The organism is Kosakonia pseudosacchari, assembly GCF_015167415.1.
Lineage (GTDB): Bacteria > Pseudomonadota > Gammaproteobacteria > Enterobacterales > Enterobacteriaceae > Kosakonia > Kosakonia pseudosacchari.
Map to the genome: position 1 here is coordinate 837,663 of NZ_CP063425.1, position 21,055 is coordinate 858,717.

Annotated in this window: 17 protein-coding genes; 11 read left to right on the forward strand and 6 right to left on the reverse strand. The window is 54.5% G+C overall.

Features of this window, described 5'->3' with window-relative positions; genetic code table 11:
- The first annotated feature begins 1 nt into the window (after position 1).
- The 6 genes from aceF to yacL all read left to right on the forward strand — a co-directional run bounded on the left by aceF (position 2) and on the right by yacL (position 9,606).
- On the forward strand, positions 2-1,906 hold the full coding sequence (gene aceF / locus IP581_RS03865) for a pyruvate dehydrogenase complex dihydrolipoyllysine-residue acetyltransferase (RefSeq protein WP_193821800.1): 1,905 nt from the start codon (positions 2-4) through the stop codon (positions 1,904-1,906).
- Between the two features lie 204 nt (positions 1,907-2,110).
- Positions 2,111-3,535, forward strand: coding sequence for a dihydrolipoyl dehydrogenase (lpdA, locus tag IP581_RS03870; RefSeq protein WP_025263731.1), 1,425 nt, complete (start codon positions 2,111-2,113; stop codon positions 3,533-3,535).
- A gap of 291 nt (positions 3,536-3,826) precedes the next feature.
- A complete protein-coding gene (traT, locus tag IP581_RS03875; protein WP_097401290.1) occupies positions 3,827-4,558 on the forward strand; it encodes a conjugal transfer complement resistance protein TraT in 732 nt (243 codons plus the stop codon).
- A gap of 185 nt (positions 4,559-4,743) precedes the next feature.
- Positions 4,744-6,177, forward strand: coding sequence for a hypothetical protein (locus tag IP581_RS03880; protein ID WP_097401291.1), 1,434 nt, complete (start codon positions 4,744-4,746; stop codon positions 6,175-6,177).
- A gap of 272 nt (positions 6,178-6,449) precedes the next feature.
- Complete coding sequence (acnB, locus tag IP581_RS03885; RefSeq protein ID WP_193821801.1) at positions 6,450-9,047, forward strand: bifunctional aconitate hydratase 2/2-methylisocitrate dehydratase; 2,598 nt, start codon at positions 6,450-6,452, stop codon at positions 9,045-9,047.
- Between the two features lie 196 nt (positions 9,048-9,243).
- Positions 9,244-9,606, forward strand: a complete 363-nt coding sequence (gene yacL, locus IP581_RS03890; RefSeq protein WP_017457957.1) for a protein YacL — start codon at positions 9,244-9,246, stop codon at positions 9,604-9,606.
- Between the two features lie 29 nt (positions 9,607-9,635).
- Here yacL and speD read toward each other — a convergent pair whose 3' ends face one another.
- The 3 genes from speD to IP581_RS03905 all read right to left on the reverse strand — a co-directional run bounded on the left by speD (position 9,636) and on the right by IP581_RS03905 (position 11,745).
- Positions 9,636-10,430: an adenosylmethionine decarboxylase gene (gene speD / locus IP581_RS03895; RefSeq protein WP_065369286.1), complete on the reverse strand. Its 795-nt coding sequence runs from the start codon at positions 10,428-10,430 to the stop codon at positions 9,636-9,638.
- 20 nt (positions 10,431-10,450) lie between these two features.
- Positions 10,451-11,311, reverse strand: coding sequence for a polyamine aminopropyltransferase (speE, locus tag IP581_RS03900; protein WP_086870569.1), 861 nt, complete (start codon positions 11,309-11,311; stop codon positions 10,451-10,453).
- Between the two features lie 86 nt (positions 11,312-11,397).
- Entirely contained in the window at positions 11,398-11,745 is a 348-nt protein-coding gene (locus IP581_RS03905; RefSeq protein ID WP_020456577.1) for a YacC family pilotin-like protein, read from the reverse strand.
- A 144-nt stretch (positions 11,746-11,889) separates the two neighbouring features.
- On the opposite strand from IP581_RS03905, the gene cueO reads away from it, so the two are divergent.
- Positions 11,890-13,521, forward strand: coding sequence for a multicopper oxidase CueO (gene cueO, locus IP581_RS03910; RefSeq protein WP_193821802.1), 1,632 nt, complete (start codon positions 11,890-11,892; stop codon positions 13,519-13,521).
- Positions 13,522-13,644: 123 nt separating this feature from the next.
- Here cueO and IP581_RS03915 read toward each other — a convergent pair whose 3' ends face one another.
- Positions 13,645-16,035 (reverse strand): glucose/quinate/shikimate family membrane-bound PQQ-dependent dehydrogenase, encoded by a 2,391-nt coding sequence (locus tag IP581_RS03915; RefSeq protein ID WP_193821803.1) that lies wholly within the window; start codon positions 16,033-16,035, stop codon positions 13,645-13,647.
- Positions 16,036-16,237: 202 nt separating this feature from the next.
- On the opposite strand from IP581_RS03915, the gene hpt reads away from it, so the two are divergent.
- On the forward strand, positions 16,238-16,774 hold the full coding sequence (gene hpt / locus IP581_RS03920) for a hypoxanthine phosphoribosyltransferase (protein WP_017457963.1): 537 nt from the start codon (positions 16,238-16,240) through the stop codon (positions 16,772-16,774).
- A gap of 26 nt (positions 16,775-16,800) precedes the next feature.
- Here the strand turns inward: hpt and can are convergent, their stop codons facing one another.
- Positions 16,801-17,463, reverse strand: a complete 663-nt coding sequence (gene can / locus IP581_RS03925; RefSeq protein ID WP_086870576.1) for a carbonate dehydratase — start codon at positions 17,461-17,463, stop codon at positions 16,801-16,803.
- 107 nt (positions 17,464-17,570) lie between these two features.
- Between can and IP581_RS03930 the strand changes: the two genes are divergently transcribed.
- From IP581_RS03930 to IP581_RS03940, 3 genes are all read left to right on the forward strand, one after another.
- Positions 17,571-18,497, forward strand: coding sequence for an ABC transporter ATP-binding protein (locus IP581_RS03930; RefSeq protein WP_017457965.1), 927 nt, complete (start codon positions 17,571-17,573; stop codon positions 18,495-18,497).
- Complete coding sequence (locus IP581_RS03935) at positions 18,494-19,264, forward strand: ABC transporter permease (RefSeq protein WP_017457966.1); 771 nt, start codon at positions 18,494-18,496, stop codon at positions 19,262-19,264. The genes IP581_RS03930 and IP581_RS03935 overlap by 4 nt, the downstream gene beginning before the upstream one ends.
- Before the next feature lie 135 nt (positions 19,265-19,399).
- Positions 19,400-20,644, forward strand: coding sequence for a polysaccharide deacetylase family protein (locus IP581_RS03940; protein ID WP_086870578.1), 1,245 nt, complete (start codon positions 19,400-19,402; stop codon positions 20,642-20,644).
- A gap of 4 nt (positions 20,645-20,648) precedes the next feature.
- Here IP581_RS03940 and panD read toward each other — a convergent pair whose 3' ends face one another.
- Positions 20,649-21,029: an aspartate 1-decarboxylase gene (gene panD, locus IP581_RS03945; protein ID WP_020456583.1), complete on the reverse strand. Its 381-nt coding sequence runs from the start codon at positions 21,027-21,029 to the stop codon at positions 20,649-20,651.
- Positions 21,030-21,055: the final 26 nt, after the last annotated feature.

Genomic DNA, 21,055 nt, shown 5'->3' on the forward strand with positions numbered 1-21,055 from the left:
AATGGCTATCGAAATCAAAGTACCGGACATCGGGTCTGATGAAGTAGAAATCACCGAGATTCTGGTCAAAGTGGGCGACAAAGTAGAAGCTGAACAGTCGCTGATCACCGTGGAAGGCGACAAAGCCTCTATGGAAGTTCCGTCTCCGCAGGCTGGCGTTGTTAAAGAGATCAAAGTCTCTGTAGGCGACAAAACCGAGACGGGCAAACTGATCATGATTTTCGATTCCGCCGATGGTGCAGCAGCCGCTGCACCTGCTCCGGCAGAAGAGAAGAAAGAGGCCGCACCGGCCGCTGCTGCGCCAGCAGCCGCGGCAGCAAAAGAAGTGAACGTGCCTGACATCGGCGGTGACGAAGTTGAAGTCACCGAAATCCTGGTGAAAGTGGGCGACACCGTTGCGGCAGAACAATCTCTGATCACCGTAGAGGGTGACAAAGCCTCTATGGAAGTTCCGGCGCCGTTCGCCGGCACCGTGAAAGAGATCAAAATCAACACCGGCGATAAAGTGTCTACTGGCTCGCTGATCATGGTCTTCGAAGTGGCGGGTGCTGCACCTGCTGCGGCTCCGGCTCAGGCCGCCGCTCCGGCTGCGGCGAGCGCACCGGCAGCAGCGGCTGGCCCGAAAGAAGTCAACGTACCGGATATCGGCGGCGACGAAGTTGAAGTGACCGAAGTGCTGGTGAAAGTGGGTGACAAAGTCTCCGCTGAACAGTCGCTGATCACCGTCGAAGGCGATAAAGCCTCTATGGAAGTTCCGGCACCGTTCGCAGGTGTTGTTAAAGAGCTGAAAGTGAACGTGGGCGACAAAGTCTCCACCGGTTCTCTGATTATGGTGTTTGAAGTGGAAGGCGCTGCGCCTGCCGCTGCTCCGGCTGCCGCTGCTGCTCCGGCATCTGCTGCTGCCCCGGCTCAGGCTGCTAAACCTGCTGCGGCACCGGCTGCGAAAGCAGAAGGTAAATCTGATTTCGCGGAAAACGATGCTTACGTTCACGCTACCCCGCTGATCCGCCGTCTGGCGCGCGAGTTCGGCGTTAACCTGGCGAAAGTGAAAGGCACCGGTCGTAAAGGCCGTATCCTGCGCGAAGACGTTCAGGCTTACGTGAAAGACGCGGTGAAACGCGCTGAGTCCGCACCTGCCGCTGGCGCAACCGGTGGTTCTCTGCCGGGTCTGCTGCCGTGGCCGAAAGTGGACTTCAGCAAGTTCGGCGAAATCGAAGAAGTGGAACTGGGCCGTATCCAGAAAATCTCTGGTGCTAACCTGAGCCGTAACTGGGTGATGATCCCACACGTTACACACTTCGACAAAACCGATATCACCGATCTGGAAGCGTTCCGTAAACAGCAGAACGCCGAAGCTGAGAAGCGCAAACTGGATGTGAAATTCACCCCGGTTGTCTTCATCATGAAAGCCGTTGCTGCCGCGCTTGAGCAGATGCCGCGCTTCAACAGCTCGCTGTCTGAAGATGGTCAGCGCCTGACGCTGAAGAAATACATCAACATCGGTGTTGCGGTGGATACCCCGAACGGTCTGGTTGTTCCGGTCTTTAAAGACGTGAATAAGAAGAGCGTTACTGAGCTGTCCCGCGAACTGACGGTGATTTCCAAAAAAGCGCGTGACGGTAAGCTGACCGCTGGCGAAATGCAGGGCGGTTGCTTCACCATCTCCAGCATCGGCGGCCTGGGCACAACCCATTTCGCACCGATTGTTAACGCGCCGGAAGTGGCTATCCTGGGCGTCTCCAAATCGGCAATGGAGCCGGTCTGGAACGGTAAAGAGTTCGTACCGCGTCTGATGATGCCGATTTCGCTCTCCTTCGACCACCGTGTGATTGACGGTGCTGATGGGGCGCGCTTTATCACCATCATCAACAACATGCTGTCTGACATTCGCCGTCTGGTGATGTAATCGAAGAAGCCGGCCTGACGGCCGGCTTTTTTCTGGTAATCTCATAGAGCTGTTGGGGTTATCAGGGGCAAAAGGACAAATCGTTTGCCGTTTGTTGTTTCAAAATTGTTAACAATTTTGTAAACTGCGGGCGGATAGAACGTCCCGGTGGATGAAGGGCGACATGAAGTACCCCTGACCGCCGGAAATCAATAAGAGGTCATGATGAGTACTGAAATCAAAACTCAGGTCGTGGTACTTGGGGCAGGCCCGGCAGGTTACTCTGCTGCCTTCCGTTGCGCTGATTTAGGTCTGGAAACCGTCATCGTTGAACGTTACAACACCCTCGGCGGTGTTTGTCTGAACGTGGGTTGTATCCCTTCTAAAGCGCTGCTGCACGTTGCAAAAGTTATCGAAGAAGCCAAAGCGCTGGCTGAACACGGTATCGTCTTCGGCGAACCGAAAACCGATATCGACAAGATTCGTACCTGGAAAGAGAAAGTGATCACTCAGCTGACCGGCGGTCTGGCGGGTATGGCCAAAGGCCGTAAAGTGAAAGTGGTTAACGGTCTGGGTAAATTCACCGGGGCGAACACCCTGGAAGTGGAAGGCGAAAACGGCAAAACCGTAATCAACTTCGACAACGCTATCATCGCGGCGGGTTCCCGTCCGATCCAACTGCCGTTCATTCCGCATGAAGATCCGCGCGTATGGGATTCTACCGACGCCCTGGAGCTGAAATCCGTACCAAAACGCCTGCTGGTGATGGGCGGCGGTATCATCGGTCTGGAAATGGGTACTGTGTACCATGCGCTGGGTTCAGAAATTGACGTGGTTGAAATGTTCGACCAGGTTATCCCGGCCGCAGACAAAGACATCGTGAAAGTCTTCACCAAACGCATCGGTAAGAAATTCAATCTGATGCTGGAAACTAAAGTGACCGCCGTTGAAGCAAAAGAAGACGGCATTTACGTTTCCATGGAAGGCAAAAAAGCCCCTGCTGAAGCGCAGCGTTACGACGCCGTGCTGGTGGCTATCGGCCGTGTGCCGAACGGTAAAAACCTCGACGCGGGTAAAGCCGGCGTGGAAGTGGACGACCGTGGCTTTATCCGCGTTGATAAACAGCTGCGCACCAACGTGCCGCACATCTTCGCTATCGGCGATATCGTCGGTCAGCCGATGCTGGCGCACAAAGGCGTGCATGAAGGCCACGTGGCCGCTGAAGTTATCGCCGGTAAAAAACACTATTTCGATCCGAAAGTTATCCCGTCTATCGCCTACACCGAGCCGGAAGTTGCATGGGTGGGTCTGACCGAGAAAGAAGCGAAAGAGAAAGGCATCAGCTACGAGACCGCCACCTTCCCGTGGGCAGCGTCTGGCCGTGCCATCGCTTCTGACTGCGCTGACGGTATGACCAAACTGATTTTCGACAAAGAGACGCACCGCGTGATTGGTGGCGCGATTGTCGGCACCAACGGCGGCGAGCTGCTGGGTGAAATCGGTCTGGCTATCGAAATGGGCTGCGACGCTGAAGATATCGCGCTGACCATTCACGCGCACCCGACGCTGCATGAATCCGTCGGTCTGGCTGCTGAAGTGTTCGAAGGTAGCATTACCGACCTGCCGAACCCGAAAGCGAAGAAAAAGTAAGTTTCGCCAATTTAAGATAAAGCAGTCTGCGGGCTGCTTTTTTTTATCTCTTTCCCGTCAATCTCCTCTTTTCACATAACTACAAGTTTTAGTAGGCATTTTTATTCAGATTATTCCTTAAAATGCCGATAACTCATCCAGAAATATTTTTAATAACGCAGGCAGTAAGCCCGCGCCTCTGGCTCCGTCATGACATGGACTGTGTGACTTTTCCTCGTTTCATTGCTCCCGTCCGGCGTTTGCCGCATTTGTTGTTCTTATCCCTGGTTTGGAATGAAAAAAGGAATCGTTATGTCTTATAAAAAAGTCGCTGTCGTCGGTGTGGTACTGGCTGCGTTCGTGCTGTCGGGTTGTGGCGCGATGACCACGGCGGTGAAAAAACGTAATCTGGAAGTGAAAACCCAGATGAGCCAGACCATCTGGCTGGAACCCTCCTCTGAGAAGACCGTTTATATCCAGGTGAAAAACACCTCTGATAAAGACATGAGCAACCTGCAGACGCTGCTGTCAAAAGAACTGACTGATAAAGGTTACAAAGTGACCTCTTCCCCGGATACCGCTTACTACTGGATCCAGGCCAACGTGCTGAAAGCCGACAAAATGGACCTGCGTGAAACCCAGGGGTATCTCAAAAGTGGTTATGAAGGTGCGGCGGTGGGTGCGGCGCTTGGCGCAGGTATTACTGCGTACAACAGCAACTCTTCCGGCGCGGCGCTGGGCGTGGGCCTGGCCGCTGGCCTGATCGGTATGGCGGCTGACGCAATGGTCGAAGATGTCAACTTCACCATGGTAACCGACCTGCAAATCTCTGAGCGTAGCAAAGCGAAAGTGACCACCGACAACGTGGCAGCGCTGCGTCAGGGCACTTCCGGTATCAAGCTGCAAACCAGCACCGAAGAAGGCAACCGCGCGAAATACCAGACGCGTGTTGTGTCTAACGCGAACAAAGTGAACCTGAAATTCGAAGAAGCCAAACCGGCTCTCGAAGCACAGCTGGCGAAATCTGTCGCGAACATCATGTAACGGCTGACGCATTCCAGTCGCGAATGCGGGAGTAGTCTAAAATAGGCGAGTCAGGTAACTGGCTCGCTTTTTTTATTGTATTTCGTGATGAATTTAGGGTTTTCATCCGCAGAGTATAAAGATTGTGCAAAAACTGCCGATGTTAGATGACTACCACTATCGGTGAGAGAGGGAGTTTCATCGTCATGATCCGCGGACTTAGTTTTGCCTTACAGCTGCCTTCTGTTACGCGCGTGAGCGCGACAACGCAGGTTGGCGCTGCTGCTCGTGCCGCCAGCAGCAATAACGCTGTCGCCAACAATAACATCTCGGCGAAAGTGATGTTCGGGAGCCAGACTTCCGAGATTTCGGCGGTTTATAGTCTGTCACCGAAAAAAATGAGCACCAGTGTCGCACAGCACGCCAACCCCGTTATTGAAGGGCTGATGCAATCGGCAGTGGGCAGTGCTTCGGTTTCCTCAATGGCTGGCCTTGGCAGTGCGCTGCTTGACAATCTGAAGGAGAACCGGGGCGATTTCACCCAGGCGCTGACCGGAGTGCGTGCTGAATTGGGCGCCAGCGCCGGTGCGAATAAATCGGCGGTAACGCTCAGCATCGCCACCAAATCCGGCTCGACCGTTCACCTGACGATGACCCAGCAGGACAATGGCATCGCGGTTGAGGTGAAAACAGAGGGCGAGGCGTTAAATGATGATGATGCTGCGGCAGTGGCGAACCTCGGCAATGCGTTGAGCAAAGCGCTTAGCGGGCTGGGGCAGCAACCGCCGAAACTGGATATCGCTGGTTTAACCAACTTTGATAGCAATCGGTTGAAATCTGTCGATCTGAAAACGGATATACGCAATGGCGATGATTCGCTGCAGTCGCTGAACTTTCATGCCGATGATAAAGCGCGCTCCGTTGCCTACCAGGATGGCGACTACTCGCTGAAGATGAGCAGCGATATGTCCAAACCTGCGCTCTCCGGCAGCTACGGCCAACAGCAGCTCGCGCTGAAAGCGTATGACGATAAATTCGATAAAGCGCGTATCGCCGGTAATGGCGATCGGGGTCAGATGGAAGCGATGAAATCCGTCTTCCGCGCGCTCAACACCACTCGCGATGCGGAAAGCGCCAACGTCACTCCAGGCCAAAATTTCACTCTTAATACGAGCGGCGTTTCGCAATTAAGCGGGCTGAATGATTTTTCGCTGTCGCTCGTGCAAACCGAGAAATCACCTAACCCATTGCATGAAGAAGAGAAAGATCGCTTCTCCTATACCGCCTCGCAATCTTCCGAAGAGCAGACACGCGATGACGGCTCAAAAACCGTGAAGCAGACGACACGCAGCCATTTGAGCGCCGCCTGGCATGAGGCTATCGACCCGTCGATTCCGCTGGCGCTGAACAAAATGAAGTCGTCGCAAAACTACTTCTACCATCTGGTGGAAAACGACGAAGAGAACACCACCACGCTCAACTATAACGGTCGCGGGCAACTGGCAAGCGTCGGTCATAACGAGCAGGTGAACAACCGCTCAACGGTACAAAAATACGTGCTGGGTAAACTGGTGGACCAAACCGTCACGCCGGAAAAATATGCCAACAGTAATGTGCGTTCGTTGTTAGGTTCGGTGTAACAGCCGCGTAACCAAACGGTCCTGCGGGGCCGTTTTTCATTTCTGCTGGCGAGGATTCTCTGTCGTTAAAACCTTCTCCCGCCTGCTTTATTCCGTCCTTAACGATTCAGCAAGTATTTAATGTTGCTTTTTTGTAAACAGATTAACACCCCCTGAAAATCCTGCTATGCTGCCCGACGCGGTTCGCGGATTTACCCTACAAACTGCTGTCTCACAGGAGCGTGAAGAGAAACGCCTGCCGCATTATGACAATGAGAGCGAGGAGAACCGTCGTGCTAGAAGAATACCGTAAGCACGTAGCTGAACGTGCCGCTGAGGGGATTGCGCCAAAACCATTAGATGCAACCCAAATGGCAGGGCTTGTCGAGCTGCTGAAGAACCCGCCTGCTGGCGAAGAAGAATTTCTGATTGACCTGCTGGCTAACCGTGTCCCACCGGGCGTCGATGAAGCAGCCTATGTAAAAGCGGGTTTCCTTGCCGCTATCGCCAAAGGCGATGCCACCTCCCCACTGGTTACCCCTGAAAAAGCGATCGAACTGCTGGGCACCATGCAGGGCGGCTACAACATTCACCCGCTGATTGACGCGCTGGACAGCGAAAAGCTCGCGCCGATCGCCGCCAAAGCCCTGTCCCACACGCTGCTGATGTTCGATAACTTCTACGACGTGGAAGAGAAAGCGAAAGCGGGCAACGCCTACGCCAAACAGGTGATGCAGTCCTGGGCCGATGCCGAATGGTTCCTGAGCCGCCCGGCGCTGGCAGAAAAAATCACCGTTACCGTTTTCAAAGTAACCGGTGAAACCAACACCGATGATCTTTCCCCGGCGCCGGATGCCTGGTCGCGTCCGGATATCCCGCTGCACGCGCTGGCGATGCTGAAAAACGCCCGTGAAGGCATTGAGCCGGATCAGCCAGGTAGCGTGGGGCCGATCAAACAGATCGAGCAGCTTGCGAAAAAAGGTTTCCCGCTGGCCTATGTGGGCGACGTTGTCGGTACCGGTTCTTCGCGTAAATCCGCCACCAACTCGGTGCTGTGGTTTATGGGCGACGACATTCCGTTTGTGCCGAACAAACGCGGTGGTGGCCTGGTGCTTGGTGGCAAAATCGCGCCGATTTTCTTTAACACCATGGAAGACGCCGGCGCGCTGCCGATCGAAGTGGATGTTAGCAGCCTGAACATGGGCGACGTGATTGACGTTTACCCGTTCAAAGGCGAAGTGCGTAACCACGAAACCGGTGAGCTGCTGGCGAGCTTCGAGCTGAAAACCGAAGTGCTGATTGACGAAGTGCGCGCTGGTGGCCGTATTCCGCTGATTATCGGTCGTGGCTTGACCACCAAAGCGCGTGAAGCGCTGGGCCTGCCGCACAGCGATGTTTTCCGTCAGGCGAAAGATGTGGCGGAAAGCAACCGCGGTTATTCGCTGGCGCAAAAAATGGTTGGCCGTGCCTGCGGTGTGGCCGGTGTCCGCCCTGGCGCTTACTGCGAACCGAAAATGACCTCTGTGGGTTCTCAGGACACCACTGGGCCGATGACGCGTGATGAACTGAAAGACCTGGCGTGCCTGGGATTCTCTTCCGATCTGGTGATGCAGTCTTTCTGTCACACGGCGGCGTATCCGAAACCGGTTGACGTCACCACGCATCACACGCTGCCGGACTTCATTATGAACCGTGGCGGCGTTTCCCTGCGTCCGGGCGACGGCGTTATCCACTCGTGGCTGAACCGTATGCTGCTGCCGGATACCGTTGGTACCGGTGGTGATTCACATACCCGTTTCCCGATTGGTATCTCCTTCCCGGCAGGTTCTGGTCTGGTGGCGTTTGCCGCTGCGACCGGCGTGATGCCGCTGGATATGCCGGAATCTGTGCTGGTGCGCTTCAAAGGCAAAATGCAGCCGGGTATTACGCTGCGCGATCTGGTGCATGCGATCCCGCTGTATGCCATCAAACAGGGTCTGCTGACCGTTGAGAAGAAAGGTAAGAAAAACATCTTCTCCGGCCGCATTCTGGAGATCGAAGGTCTGCCGGATCTGAAAGTTGAGCAGGCGTTTGAGCTGACCGATGCCTCTGCAGAGCGTTCCGCTGCCGGTTGTACCATCAAGCTGAACAAAGAGCCGATTATCGAGTATCTGAACTCCAACATCGTGCTGCTGAAGTGGATGATCGCTGAAGGCTACGGTGATCGCCGTACGCTGGAGCGCCGTATCCAGGGCATGGAGAAATGGCTGGCCGATCCGCAACTGCTGGAAGCGGATGCCGACGCGGAATACGCGGCGGTGATCGATATCGATCTGGCGGAAATCAAAGAGCCGATCCTCTGTGCGCCGAACGATCCGGACGACGCGCGTCTGCTCTCTGACGTGCAGGGTGCTAACATCGACGAAGTGTTCATCGGTTCCTGCATGACCAACATCGGTCACTTCCGCGCTGCCGGTAAACTGCTGGACAGCCATAAAGGTCAGTTGCCGACCCGCCTGTGGGTGGCGCCGCCGACTCGTATGGATGCGGCACAGTTGACTGAAGAGGGCTACTACAGCGTGTTTGGTAAGAGCGGGGCGCGTATCGAGATCCCGGGTTGCTCGCTGTGCATGGGTAACCAGGCGCGTGTCGCGGACGGCGCGACGGTGGTATCCACCTCAACCCGTAACTTCCCGAACCGTTTAGGTACGGGTGCGAACGTCTACCTGGCTTCTGCGGAGCTGGCGGCGGTGTCGGCGCTGATCGGTAAACTGCCAACGCCGGAAGAGTATCTCAACTTTATGGCGCAGGTGGATAAAACCGCTGTTGATACGTACCGTTACCTCAACTTTGACCAGTTGAACCAGTACACCGAAAAAGCGGATGGCGTGATTTTCCAGACAGCCGTCTGATAACGAAGGCCACCCTGCGGGGTGGCTTTTTTTTGCCCGCTTGTTTTTATTCCCGTCACTGAAACGCATCCCGCGCCTACTTTCTCTTCGCCCAGGCGGTTATTTTTCCTCGCTTCCGGCCGCTGCGCTTTTTTTCTTGTATTGTGCTGCGATAATTACTGCATAGGCGGCGATTTGCCTGCATGAGGAAGCGATTATGGATTACGAATTTTTGCGTGATATCACCGGAGTGGTAAAGGTGCGCATGTCGATGGGCCACGAAGTGGTGGGCCACTGGTTCAATGAAGAAGTAAAAGAGAACCTGGCGCTGCTCGATGAAGTGGAGCAGGCGGCGAAAACGGTGAAAGGCAGTGAGCGTTCCTGGCAGCGCGCGGGTCATGAATATACGCTGTGGCTGGATGGCGAAGAGGTGATGATTCGCGCGAACCAGCTGGAATTTTCCGGCGATGAAATGGAAGAGGGGATGAGTTACTACGACGAAGAGAGCCTGTCGCTGTGCGGCGTCGAGGATTTTCTTCAGGTGGTGGCGGCCTACCGGCAATTTCTCCAGCAGCGTTAATCAGGGCGCGTCCTTGCGCCCCAGGTGCGTTACACGGCCGGAATGTTACGGCCGTAGTAGATCTCGCGCATCTCTTTCCACAACGCTTCCGTGATCTCTTTACGTTCTTGCGGCGTCAAATCTTCCGGTTTGGTATGGAACATGTAGTGTTTCAGGTCGAACTCTTTAAGCAACATCTTGGTATGGAAGATATTTTCCTGATACACGTTAACGTCCACCATGTCATACAGCGATTTCATGTCATCTGACATGAAGTTCTGAATCGAATTAATCTCATGATCGATAAAGTGTTTCATGCCGTTGATATCGCGGGTAAAGCCGCGCACGCGGTAATCGACGGTGACAATATCGGATTCGAGCTGGTGGATCAGGTAATTCAGCGCTTTCAGCGGTGAAATCACGCCGCAGGTTGAGACTTCAATGTCCGCGCGGAAAGTACACAAGCCGCCTTCCGGGTGGCTTTCCGGGTAGGTGTGCACGCAGATATGGCTTTTATCCAGATGCGCGACGACCGCTTCCGGCAGCGGGCCGGGATGCTCGGTTTTGTCGATAAGCTGCGGGTCGACGGGCTCTTCGCTCACCAGGATGGTTACGCTTGCACCTTGCGGCTCGTAATCCTGGCGGGCAATGTTCAAAATATTCGCGCCAATGATGTTGCAGGTTTCCGTGAGGATCTCCGTCAAACGATTGGCGTTATAGAGTTCATCAATGTAGGCAATATAGCCGTCACGCTCTTCTGCGGTTTTGGCGTAGCAGATGTCGTAGATACAAAAACTCAGGCTTTTGGTCAGGTTGTTAAAGCCATGTAGTTTAAGCTTTTTCAATTTTTATCACCCCCTTAGTGTTACTGTGCAGCCAGTGCATCATGTAAATATTGCGGCAGGGCAAAGGCTGCCGTATGAATCGCCGGGTTGTAGTAGCGGCAGGTGAGACGGGCACTGTGGAAACGGGCAGCAATAATCTCGGTTGAGAGATGGCGCAGTGCCTCGTTATCCGTGGCCCAGGCGAACGTCATAATGCCGCCGTAATAGGTTGGTACCGCCGCCTGATAGAAGCCGACATCGCTGAAATAGTGGCCGAGCTTGCGGTAGCTGTCGACCGCTTCATCTTGCTGTAAGAAGCTGACGCCGTTTTGCGCGACGAAGATCCCGCCAGGGTTCAGGCAGCGTTTGCAACCTTCATAAAACGCAGAGGTGAACAGGCTCTCACCTGGCCCGATCGGATCGGTACAGTCCGAGATAATCACGTCAAACGTCTGGTCAGTGTGAGTCACAAAATTAACGCCGTCGTCTATCACCAGCGTAAAACGCGGATCGTCATAGGCACCTGCATTGTGCTTTGGCAGATACTGGCGGCAGAAAGAGACGACGCCAGCGTCGATTTCTACCATGGTGATGGTTTCAATATTTTTATGGCGGGTGACTTCGCGCAGCATCGCGCCGTCGCCGCCGCCGATGATCAGTACATGTTTCGCGTGGCCGTGCGCCAGCAGCGGAACATGGGTCATCATTTCGTGATAGATAAACTCGTCACGTTCGGTGGTTTGCACCACGCCATCCAGCGCCATAACGCGGCCAAAAGCGGCGTTCTCGAAAATAATCAGATCCTGATGATCGGTCTTTTCGTGATACAGCACCTTATCAACGGCAAAGTATTGACCAAAATGGTCGTGCAGCGTCTCTTGCCATACGTTGTTATCGGCCATCGGTAGCTCCTTTGTTAACACCCGCGAAAAACGGGCGCAACATCATAGCTAACTCTGCTTAGCGATGCACGGTCAAAAGTTCACCGTTATTTGACGTAGGCGAGCAGGCTCAGGGAGTCGCGGGCGAGGGCTTTACATTTTTTCGCGGTCGGAATGCCGATACCGCTGAGATCGCGATAACTCTCTTCGCCAAGCGATTTCATGTCCCACGTGTCATAGTTGCTGAGATCCCACTGATTTTGCTGGGCGAAAAAAACCAGTGCGCGGCGGATCTGCCCATTCGGTAAGTTGTTATAACCGCAGTCGTTTTTCAGAAATACAAACACCGCCGTGAGATCGGCCATGTCTTCAGCTTCGGATTCACTCAGGGCATAACTGTTAGCGGAGACAGCCAGCAGGCTGCCCAGGACAATTGTTCTGAAAAACGTCTTCATTATTTCTACCACGGCGTAACGGAATTTAAACGTTAGCACAGTCCGGATATGGCGACGATATTTATTATTGCCTCTTTTCTTGACCTTCCGGCAGGGGGAGGGTTTAAGCTCAAAAGATGACCTGCAATCGATAAGGAAATGCCCATGCAACGTCGAGATTTCTTAAAATATTCCGCCGCGCTGGGGGTGATGAGCGCGCTGCCGCTGTGGAGCCGTTCACTGTTCGCCGCTGAGCGCCCCGCATTGCCCATCCCGCCACTGCTCACCGCCGACGCGCAAAACCGTATCACGTTAACGGTGCAGGCGGGGGAAACCCTATTCGGCAATAAACGTGCTGCCACCTGGGGATACAACGGTGCGCTGTTAGGCCCGGCGCTTCAGCTCCGCCAGGGGCGTGAGGTGACCGTTGAGATCCGCAATACGCTGGCCGAAGAGACCACCGTACACTGGCACGGCGTTGAGGTGCCGGGCGAGGTCGATGGCGGGCCGCAAGGCATCATTAAAGCGGGCGGTAGCCGAACCGTAACGTTTACCCCGACACAGCAGGCGGCGACATGCTGGTTCCATCCGCATCAACACGGCAAAACCGGTCGACAAGTTGCGATGGGGCTCGCGGGTCTGGTGCTGATTGAGGATGACAACAGCCGTAAATTGCGTCTGCCGCAACAGTGGGGCATTGATGATGTGCCGGTCATTGTGCAGGACAAAAAATTCACTGCCAACGGGCAGATTGACTACCAACTGGATGTGATGAGCGCAGCCGTTGGCTGGTTTGGCGATACGCTGCTCACCAACGGTGCCATTTATCCGCAACATTCCGCCCCGCGCGGCTGGCTGCGTTTGCGTTTGTTGAACGGCTGCAATGCGCGCTCGCTGAAGTTTGCCACCAGCGATCAACGCCCACTATATGTGGTAGCCAGCGATGGTGGTTTGCTTGCGGAGCCGGTGAAAGTGAGCGAGTTACCGGTGCTGATGGGCGAGCGCTTTGAAGTATTGGTTGATACCAGCAATGGTAAGCCGTTTGATCTGCTGACCTTACCGGTTCAGCAGATGGGAATGACCGTTGCGCCGTTTGACCAGCCGCAACCGGTACTGCGCATCCAGCCACTACAGGTGACGGCTTCCGGCACGTTACCGGATACGCTGGCGACGCTGCCGGCTTTACCCGCGCTTGCAGGATTAACCCAGCGCACTTTGCAGCTGTCGATGGATCCGATGCTCGACATGATGGGCATGCAGGCGCTACAGCAGAAGTATGGCGATAGCGCGATGGCCGGAATGATGGATCATGGGCAGATGGGCGGGATGCATATGGATCAAAACCAGATGCACCATGGCGACATGGGCAATATGCAAATGGGTAACGGCCAGATGCAGCACGGCAACATGCAGATGAATCACGGCCAAATGAATCACGGTGGCAACGGTTTTGATTTCCATAACGCCAACCGCATCAACGGCAAAGCCTTTGATATGACGACGCCGCAATTTGCCGCGCAGAAAGGACAGTATGAGCGCTGGGTGATTTCTGGCGAGGGCGACATGATGTTGCACCCGTTCCATATTCACGGCACACAGTTCCGCATTTTGTCGGAAAATGGCAAACCGCCAGCGGCGCATCGCGCAGGCTGGAAAGATACGGTTGAAGTATATGGCGCACGCAGCGAAGTGCTGGTGCGTTTCCAGCATGACGCGCCGAAAGAATTTGCGTATATGGCGCACTGTCATCTGCTGGAACATGAAGATACCGGGATGATGCTAGGGTTTACGGTGTAGCGCTTAACGCTCCGCTTTATGCGGTGGTTTGTGGCCGAAAAAAGAAATCCCCTCGTGCCAGATGGCAGAGGGGATTTTTTATAGCCAGTAATATTTACCGCTCCCGCTCAGGGAGAAAGCGCATTATTTGGCGTCATCCGGCAGCGCGTAAGCGACAATGTAGTCGCCCATTTTGGTACCGAACGAACCGTGACCGCCTGCGGAAATGACCACGTACTGCTTGCCATTCACTTCATAAGTCATCGGCGTTGCCTGGCCACCGGCCGGCAAACGGCCCTGCCACAGTTTCTCACCGTTGCTCATGTTATAAGCGCGCAGGTAGTTATCTGCGGTCGCGGCGATAAACAGCACATTACCGGCGGTGGAGATTGGGCCACCAAGCATCGGCATCCCCATATTGAACGGCACCGGGACCGGCATCGGGAACGGCATGCTGTCTTGCGGTGTACCAATACGTTTTTTCCACACCACCTGGTTGGTTTTCAGATCCAGGGCGGAAATGTAGCCCCAGGCCGGTTGTTTACACGGCAGGCCGAACGGCGAGAGGAACGGGTTCAGCGTCACACCAAACGGTACGCCATACTGCGGCTGAATACCGGATTCCGAACCGGTGCCTTTCGCATCTTTCGGCGGCTCCATCGGGTTGCCTGGGCCGCGCGGGATCAGTTTTGATACAAACGGCAGCGCCATTGGGTTGGCAATCGCCACCTGACGGTTTGGATCAACGGAGATACCGCCCCATTCGAACATCCCCAGGTTCCCCGGGAACACCAGCGTGCCCTGCTCAGATGGCGGCGTAAAGATACCTTCATAGCGCAACTGGTGGAACATCACGCGGCACACCAGTTGGTCAAACATGGTGGCGCCCCACATATCCGCGCCGCTCAGATCTTTCTTCGGACGGAAACTCAGGTCGGAGAAGGGCTGCGTTTTGGCTACGTAATCGCCTTTTGCCGCGCCCTGAGGAACCGGTTTTTCCGGTGCCGGAACCACCAGCTTACCGTTAGTGCGATCGAGGACGAAAATGTTGCCGGTTTTCGCTGGCGCGTAGATAACCGGTACGGTTTTGCCATTCACGGTGATGTCCGCCAGCGTCGGCTGGGACGGCATATCCATATCCCACAGATCGTGGTGTACGGTCTGGTAACTCCAGGCGAGCTTACCGGTAGTGGCATTCAGCGCGACGATCGAGCTGGCATAGCGCTCCTGCTCCGGTGTGCGGTTGCCGCCCCAGATATCCGGAGTGGTCACGCCCATCGGCAGATAGACTAAATCCAGTTTCGCGTCATAAGCCGCAGGTGCCCACGAGTTCGGTGAGTTAAAGGTGAAAGAGTGTTCATCCGATGGGATAGCGTTCGGATCTTTCGCGCCCGGATCGAAGGCCCACAACAGCTTACCGGTGTTCACATCGAAACCACGGATAACACCAGAGGTTTCACGGGTCGAGAAGTTATCCGTTACCGAACCGGCAATCACGATGGTTTTATCAGTGATGATTGGCGGAGACGTCGGCTCATACAGACCCGGTGTGGTGTCCGGCATATTGGTTTGCAGATTCAGAATACCTTTGTTGGCAAAGGTTTCGCACAGCTTACCGTTATCCGCATTCAGCGCAAACAGACGGCCATCGTTCACCGGCAGAATAATGCGGCGCGGACAATCCGCGACCACATCCGGGCTGGCGTTATCGGCACGGGCTTCATGATACGAAACACCGCGGCAGGTCACATGCTGGAACGACGGATTGGTGTTGAGTTGTGGATCGAAATGCCACTTCTCTTTACCGGTTGCCGCATCAATCGCAAACAAACGCTGGTGCGCGGTACACAGGAACAGCGTGTCGCCCACTTTAATTGGCGTCACTTCGTTGGTGATTTCACCGGGATCGTTTGGCATTTTCAGGTCGCCGGTGCGGAATACCCAGGCTTCCTTCAGGTTTTTCACGTTATCGGCATTGATCTGTTTCAGCGGCGAGTAGCGCTGGCCTTCCTGGTTACGCCCATAAGCTGGCCAGTCACCATCGGCTACCTGTGAAATCGGCGCGGCCGGTGTGGCATCGGCGCTCAGGGTACCGTGAACTTCTTGCGGATCGTTGAAACCCGCCCAGGTGAGAATACCGCCGCTAATCAGCAACGCCACGACCAGTGCCGCCACTGCGCCGCTGGACGGCACAATCAGACGACGCCAGACGAAAGGCAGGATCAGCCAGATACCGAAGAAGACGAGGATATCGCAACGCGGCGTCAGCGCCCAGAAGTCGAAACCGACTTCCCACACGCCCCAAATCATGGTTGCCAGCAGCAGGGCGGCATACAGCCACAGCGCGGTGCGCTTCCCTTTCCACAATAGCCATGTCACGCCGAGCATGACCAGACCGGCGATGGGGTAGTACCAGGAACCGCCAATGCTAACGAGCCAGACTCCACCAAGTAAAAGATACAGCCCGCAGAAGGCTGCAAAGAGCGTCGTCAGCGTAATAAGTAGCCGCGACTGTTGAGTTTTTGTTTCCGCCATAAAACACATCCGTTGATTTGTTAATATTTTGATAGCAAGTAATTATAGGAGTTAACAAGTGTGACCGTCATCACAAAATGAGCTTTGTCGCGGAATAACCCGCAATAATCTTTTTGCTGGTATACTGCGCATCTTGCGTTTCAATCACTGGTTTAAGCGCCGGTATTGAGTGATTTACTCTTTAAATCATATGGTTAGTAAAATGAAACACACTGTTGAAGTGATGATCCCGGAAGCGGAGATCAAAGCGCGTATCGCTGAGCTGGGTCGTCAAATCACTGAGCGTTATAAAGATAGCGGCAGCGAAATGGTGCTGGTTGGGCTGCTGCGCGGTTCGTTTATGTTTATGGCTGACCTGTGCCGTGAAGTGCAGGTGTCGCATGAAGTCGACTTTATGACCGCCTCCAGCTACGGCAGCGGCATGTCCACCACGCGTGATGTGAAAATCCTCAAAGATCTCGATGAGGATATTCGTGGTAAAGACGTGCTGATTGTCGAAGACATTATCGATTCGGGTAATACGCTGTCGAAAGTGCGCGAGATCCTGCGTCTGCGCGAGCCAAAATCGCTGGCGATTTGTACCCTGCTGGATAAACCGTCGCGTCGTGAAGTGGATGTGCCGGTCGAATTCGTCGGTTTTGCTATCCCGGACGAGTTCGTGGTGGGTTACGGAATTGACTACGCTCAGCGCTACCGTCATCTGCCGTATGTTGGCAAAGTGGTGATGCTGGACGAATAAAAAAACGGGGCCGATGGCCCCGCTTGTTATTTGTGGTTGATATGCTTCTGGCTCAGATTGGAAACGCCCTGGCGATAGCGCTGTTCCAGCGTTTCGCGGTTAGTGGCGGTCACGTCCAGATCGCGCAGCAAGCCATCATGAATACCGTAGGCCCAGCCATGGATCGTCACGTTCTGACCACGTTTCCACGCGGACTGCATGATTGTCGAGTGGCCTAGGTTATACACCTGCTCCATCACGTTCAGTTCACACAGGGTATCGAGACGGCGTTCCGGCGGCATTTCGCCTAACAGCGAGCTATGTTTAAACCAGATATCGCGAATATGCAGCAGCCAGTTGTTGATCAAGCCCAGTTCCGGGTTTTCAACCGCCGCCTGCACACCGCCGCAGCCGTAGTGACCGCAAATGATGATGTGCTCAACTTCCAGCACATCCACCGCGTACTGGACGACCGAGAGGCAGTTCAGGTCGGTGTGAATGACCAGGTTGGCAACGTTACGGTGGACAAACAGTTCACCCGGTTCGAGGCCGGTGAGGCGTTCGGCGGGTACGCGTGAGTCGGAGCATCCAATCCAGAGAAAGCGCGGCTTCTGTGCTTGCGCCAGTGTTTCGAAGAATCCAGGATCTTCCTCTACCAGCATTTTTGACCATAGTGCGTTGTTGCTGATGAGTGTATCTATGTCTTTCATGGAAGTTAACGACCTGTAACCAAATAAGTGCGTTGCGCTAATATAGGTCAACTCTTTCTCTTTTTAAACCACACATCGAGTGTAAGAAAACAGGTAAGTGAGAATTCATGACCATTGCACTGGAGCTTGAGCAGCTTAAAAAAACCTATCCGGGCGGCGTTCAGGCGCTGCGCGGCATTGATTTACAAGTAGAAGCGGGCGATTTCTACGCGCTTCTCGGACCAAATGGCGCCGGTAAATCCACCACCATTGGCATTGTCAGTTCGCTGGTAAATAAATCATCCGGGCGTGTCAGCGTTTTTGGTTACGACCTGGAAAAAGACGTGGTGAACGCTAAACGCCAGCTGGGGCTGGTGCCGCAGGAGTTCAACTTTAACCCGTTTGAAACCGTGCAGCAGATTGTGGTTAATCAGGCGGGTTACTACGGTGTCGATCGTAAAGAGGCGTTGATTCGCAGCGAAAAGTACCTCACACAGCTCGATCTGTGGGAAAAACGCAACGAACGCGCACGGATGCTCTCTGGCGGGATGAAGCGCCGTTTGATGATTGCCCGCGCGCTGATGCACGAGCCAAAACTGCTGATCCTCGACGAGCCAACCGCGGGGGTTGATATCGAACTGCGCCGCTCAATGTGGGGCTTTTTGAAAGATCTCAACGACAAAGGCACCACTATCATTCTGACGACGCACTACCTCGAAGAAGCCGAGATGCTGTGTCGCAACATCGGCATCATTCAGCGTGGCGATCTGATTGAAAACACCTCGATGAAAGCGCTGTTGTCGAAACTGAAATCCGAGACTTTTATTCTCGATTTAGCGCCGAAAAGCCCGCTGCCGAAGCTGGAAGGGTATCAGTACCGGCTGGTGGACACGTCCACGCTTGAGGTGGAAGTGCTGCGCGAGCAGGGCGTGAACAGCGTGTTCAGCCAGCTTAGCGCCCAGGGTGTGCAGGTATTAAGTATGCGTAACAAAGCCAACCGTCTCGAAGAGCTGTTTGTCACGCTGGTTCATGACAGAAAAGGAGAAAGCGCATGATGCAGCTATTCTGGGTGGCGCTGAAGAGTATCTGGTACAAAGAGATCCAGCGTTTTATGCGCATTTGGGTGCAAACCCTGGTGCCGCCGGTGATCACCATGACGCTCTACTTTATTATTTTCGGCAACCTGATCGGTTCGCGTATCGGTGAAATGCACGGCTTTACCTACATGCAGTTTATCGTGCCGGGCTTAATCATGATGGCGGTGATCACCAACGCTTACGCCAACGTGGCTTCATCGTTCTTCAGCGCTAAGTTCCAGCGCAATATCGAGGAGCTGCTGGTGGCCCCGGTGCCAACGCATGTCATTATCGCCGGCTATGTGGGCGGCGGCGTGGCGCGCGGGCTGTGTGTGGGCATTCTGGTCACGGCGGTGTCGCTGTTTTTCGTGCCGTTCCAGGTTCACTCCTGGCTGTTTGTCGGCCTGACGCTGCTGCTGACAGCGGTGCTGTTTTCACTGGCCGGGCTGTTGAATGCGGTATTTGCCAAAACCTTTGATGACATCAGCCTGATCCCGACTTTTGTGCTGACACCGCTGACTTATCTGGGCGGGGTGTTCTACTCCCTGACGCTGCTGCCGCCGTTCTGGCAGGCGCTGTCGCACCTCAACCCGATCGTGTACATGATTAGCGGCTTCCGCTTTGGTTTCCTCGGCATTTCCGATGTGCCGCTGTTTACCACCGTAGGGGTGTTGGTGGTGTTTATCATCGTCTTTTACCTGCTGTGCTGGTATCTGATCAACCGCGGACGCGGGCTGCGCAGCTAATCCACACCGCAACGGCTCTCTTCTGTGGAAGAGAGCCAATCCTCAGGATTAGGCTATTTTTTAGCCTGCTCATTGCCGTTGGTTTCTCCCGTTCTGTTGCTACAATAGGTGCAGTTTTTCTATTCGGTTCGTCTCATGTCTCGTTTGATTACCCTTTTGCTGTTGCTGGTTGCCTTGAGCGCATCTGCCAGCATTGTCAGTGAACAACGCATTCCCGCGCGCTATATGCAAACCACTGAAGATGCCAACATCTGGGCGCAGGTGGGGGACAGAGTCGTTACCGTCGGCAATATTCGCGCCGGGCAGATCCTGGCGGTCGTGCCAGGGGCGGAAGATTATTACGCGTTTCGCTTTGGTTTTGGCAGCGGGTTTATCGACAGAGGTCATCTTGGCGCGGTGTCAGGTAATGAGCGGGTCGAAGATACGCTTGGCGATCTGAATAAACCGCTCAGTAATCAAAACCTGATCACCTGGCAGGATACGCCGCTCTATACGTCGCCGGATATCACCAGTAAACAGGTGGGTACGCTGGCGGAAAACTTGCGTTACCCGATAATCGATAAGCTGAAAGATCGCCTGAACCAGACCTGGTTTCAGATCCGCATCGGCAACCGGCTGGCGTGGATAAGCAGCCTGGATGCACAAGAAGACAACGGGATTCCGGTGCTGACTTATCACCATATCTTGCGTGATGAAGAAAATACCCGTTTTCGCCACACCTCAACCACCACGTCGGTACGCGCCTTCACTAACCAGATGACCTGGCTGCGCGATCAGGGTTACACCACGCTGTCGATGTATCAGCTGGAAGGCTATGTGCGTAATCGTATGAATTTGCCTGCGCGTTCGGTGGTGATCACCTTTGATGACGGGCTGAAGTCGGTCAGCCGTTACGCCTGGCCGATCCTGCGCGAGTACGGTTTTAAAGCCACGGCGTTTATCATTTCCTCGCGCATTAAGCGCAAACCGCAGCCGTGGGACCCGAAATCCCTGCAGTTTATGAGTGTGTCGGAGCTGAATCAGATTCGGGATGTGTTCGATGTGCAGTCACATACCCATTTCCTGCACCGGGTTGATGATGCTATGCACCCGATTTTGCTCAGCCGCAACTACCACAATATTCTGTTCGATTTTAAACGCTCGCGCCGCGCGTTAGCGCAGTTCAATCCGCATGTACTTTATCTCTCGTACCCGTTTGGCGGCTATGACGATAAAGCGGTGAAAGCGGCGAATGACGCCGGTTTTCATCTGGCGGTGACCACGGTGCGTGGCAAGGTGAAACCGGGAGATAACCCGTTTTTACTGAAACGGTTGTACGTGCTGAGAACGGATTCGCTGGAGACAATGTCGCGGCTGATCAGTAATCAGCCGCAGGGGTAGGGCGTCAGGCAACCTGAACCGGCACGGCTTTCGCGGTGCGTTTCATCTCGTTGTCGCCATCAAAATAGGCCACTTTCGGCTGCCAACTACGGGCAACCTCATCCGGCACGGTGACATAGCTGGCGATAATCAGGATATCGCCAACGTCCGCGCAGTGCGCTGCTGCACCGTTAACCGAGATAATGCGTGAACCGCGCTCGCCGGCAATCGCGTAGGTAGAAAAGCGTTTGCCGTTGGTCACGTTATAAATGTCGATGGCTTCGTATTCCAGAATACCGGCCGCCTCAAGGAAATCCTGGTCAATCGCGCAGGAACCTTCGTAGTGCAGGTCGGCCTGCGTCACTTTGACGCGGTGGAGCTTGCCTTGCAGCATCGTGCGAATCATAAGTTAAACCTTCATTACTGATAATT

What these genes read in the sequence shown, in the direction of transcription:
- aceF (WP_193821800.1), top strand. Translation starts at nt 2, where the DNA reads ATGGCTATCGAAATCAAAGTACCGGACATCGGGTCTGATGAAGTAGAA.
- lpdA (WP_025263731.1), top strand. Translation starts at nt 2,111, where the DNA reads ATGAGTACTGAAATCAAAACTCAGGTCGTGGTACTTGGGGCAGGCCCG.
- traT (WP_097401290.1), top strand. Translation starts at nt 3,827, where the DNA reads ATGTCTTATAAAAAAGTCGCTGTCGTCGGTGTGGTACTGGCTGCGTTC.
- IP581_RS03880 (WP_097401291.1), top strand. Translation starts at nt 4,744, where the DNA reads ATGATCCGCGGACTTAGTTTTGCCTTACAGCTGCCTTCTGTTACGCGC.
- yacL (WP_017457957.1), top strand. Translation starts at nt 9,244, where the DNA reads ATGGATTACGAATTTTTGCGTGATATCACCGGAGTGGTAAAGGTGCGC.
- speE (WP_086870569.1), bottom strand. Translation starts at nt 11,311, where the DNA reads ATGGCCGATAACAACGTATGGCAAGAGACGCTGCACGACCATTTTGGT.
- IP581_RS03905 (WP_020456577.1), bottom strand. Translation starts at nt 11,745, where the DNA reads ATGAAGACGTTTTTCAGAACAATTGTCCTGGGCAGCCTGCTGGCTGTC.
- cueO (WP_193821802.1), top strand. Translation starts at nt 11,890, where the DNA reads ATGCAACGTCGAGATTTCTTAAAATATTCCGCCGCGCTGGGGGTGATG.
- IP581_RS03915 (WP_193821803.1), bottom strand. Translation starts at nt 16,035, where the DNA reads ATGGCGGAAACAAAAACTCAACAGTCGCGGCTACTTATTACGCTGACG.
- hpt (WP_017457963.1), top strand. Translation starts at nt 16,238, where the DNA reads ATGAAACACACTGTTGAAGTGATGATCCCGGAAGCGGAGATCAAAGCG.
- can (WP_086870576.1), bottom strand. Translation starts at nt 17,463, where the DNA reads ATGAAAGACATAGATACACTCATCAGCAACAACGCACTATGGTCAAAA.
- IP581_RS03930 (WP_017457965.1), top strand. Translation starts at nt 17,571, where the DNA reads ATGACCATTGCACTGGAGCTTGAGCAGCTTAAAAAAACCTATCCGGGC.
- IP581_RS03935 (WP_017457966.1), top strand. Translation starts at nt 18,494, where the DNA reads ATGATGCAGCTATTCTGGGTGGCGCTGAAGAGTATCTGGTACAAAGAG.
- IP581_RS03940 (WP_086870578.1), top strand. Translation starts at nt 19,400, where the DNA reads ATGTCTCGTTTGATTACCCTTTTGCTGTTGCTGGTTGCCTTGAGCGCA.
- panD (WP_020456583.1), bottom strand. Translation starts at nt 21,029, where the DNA reads ATGATTCGCACGATGCTGCAAGGCAAGCTCCACCGCGTCAAAGTGACG.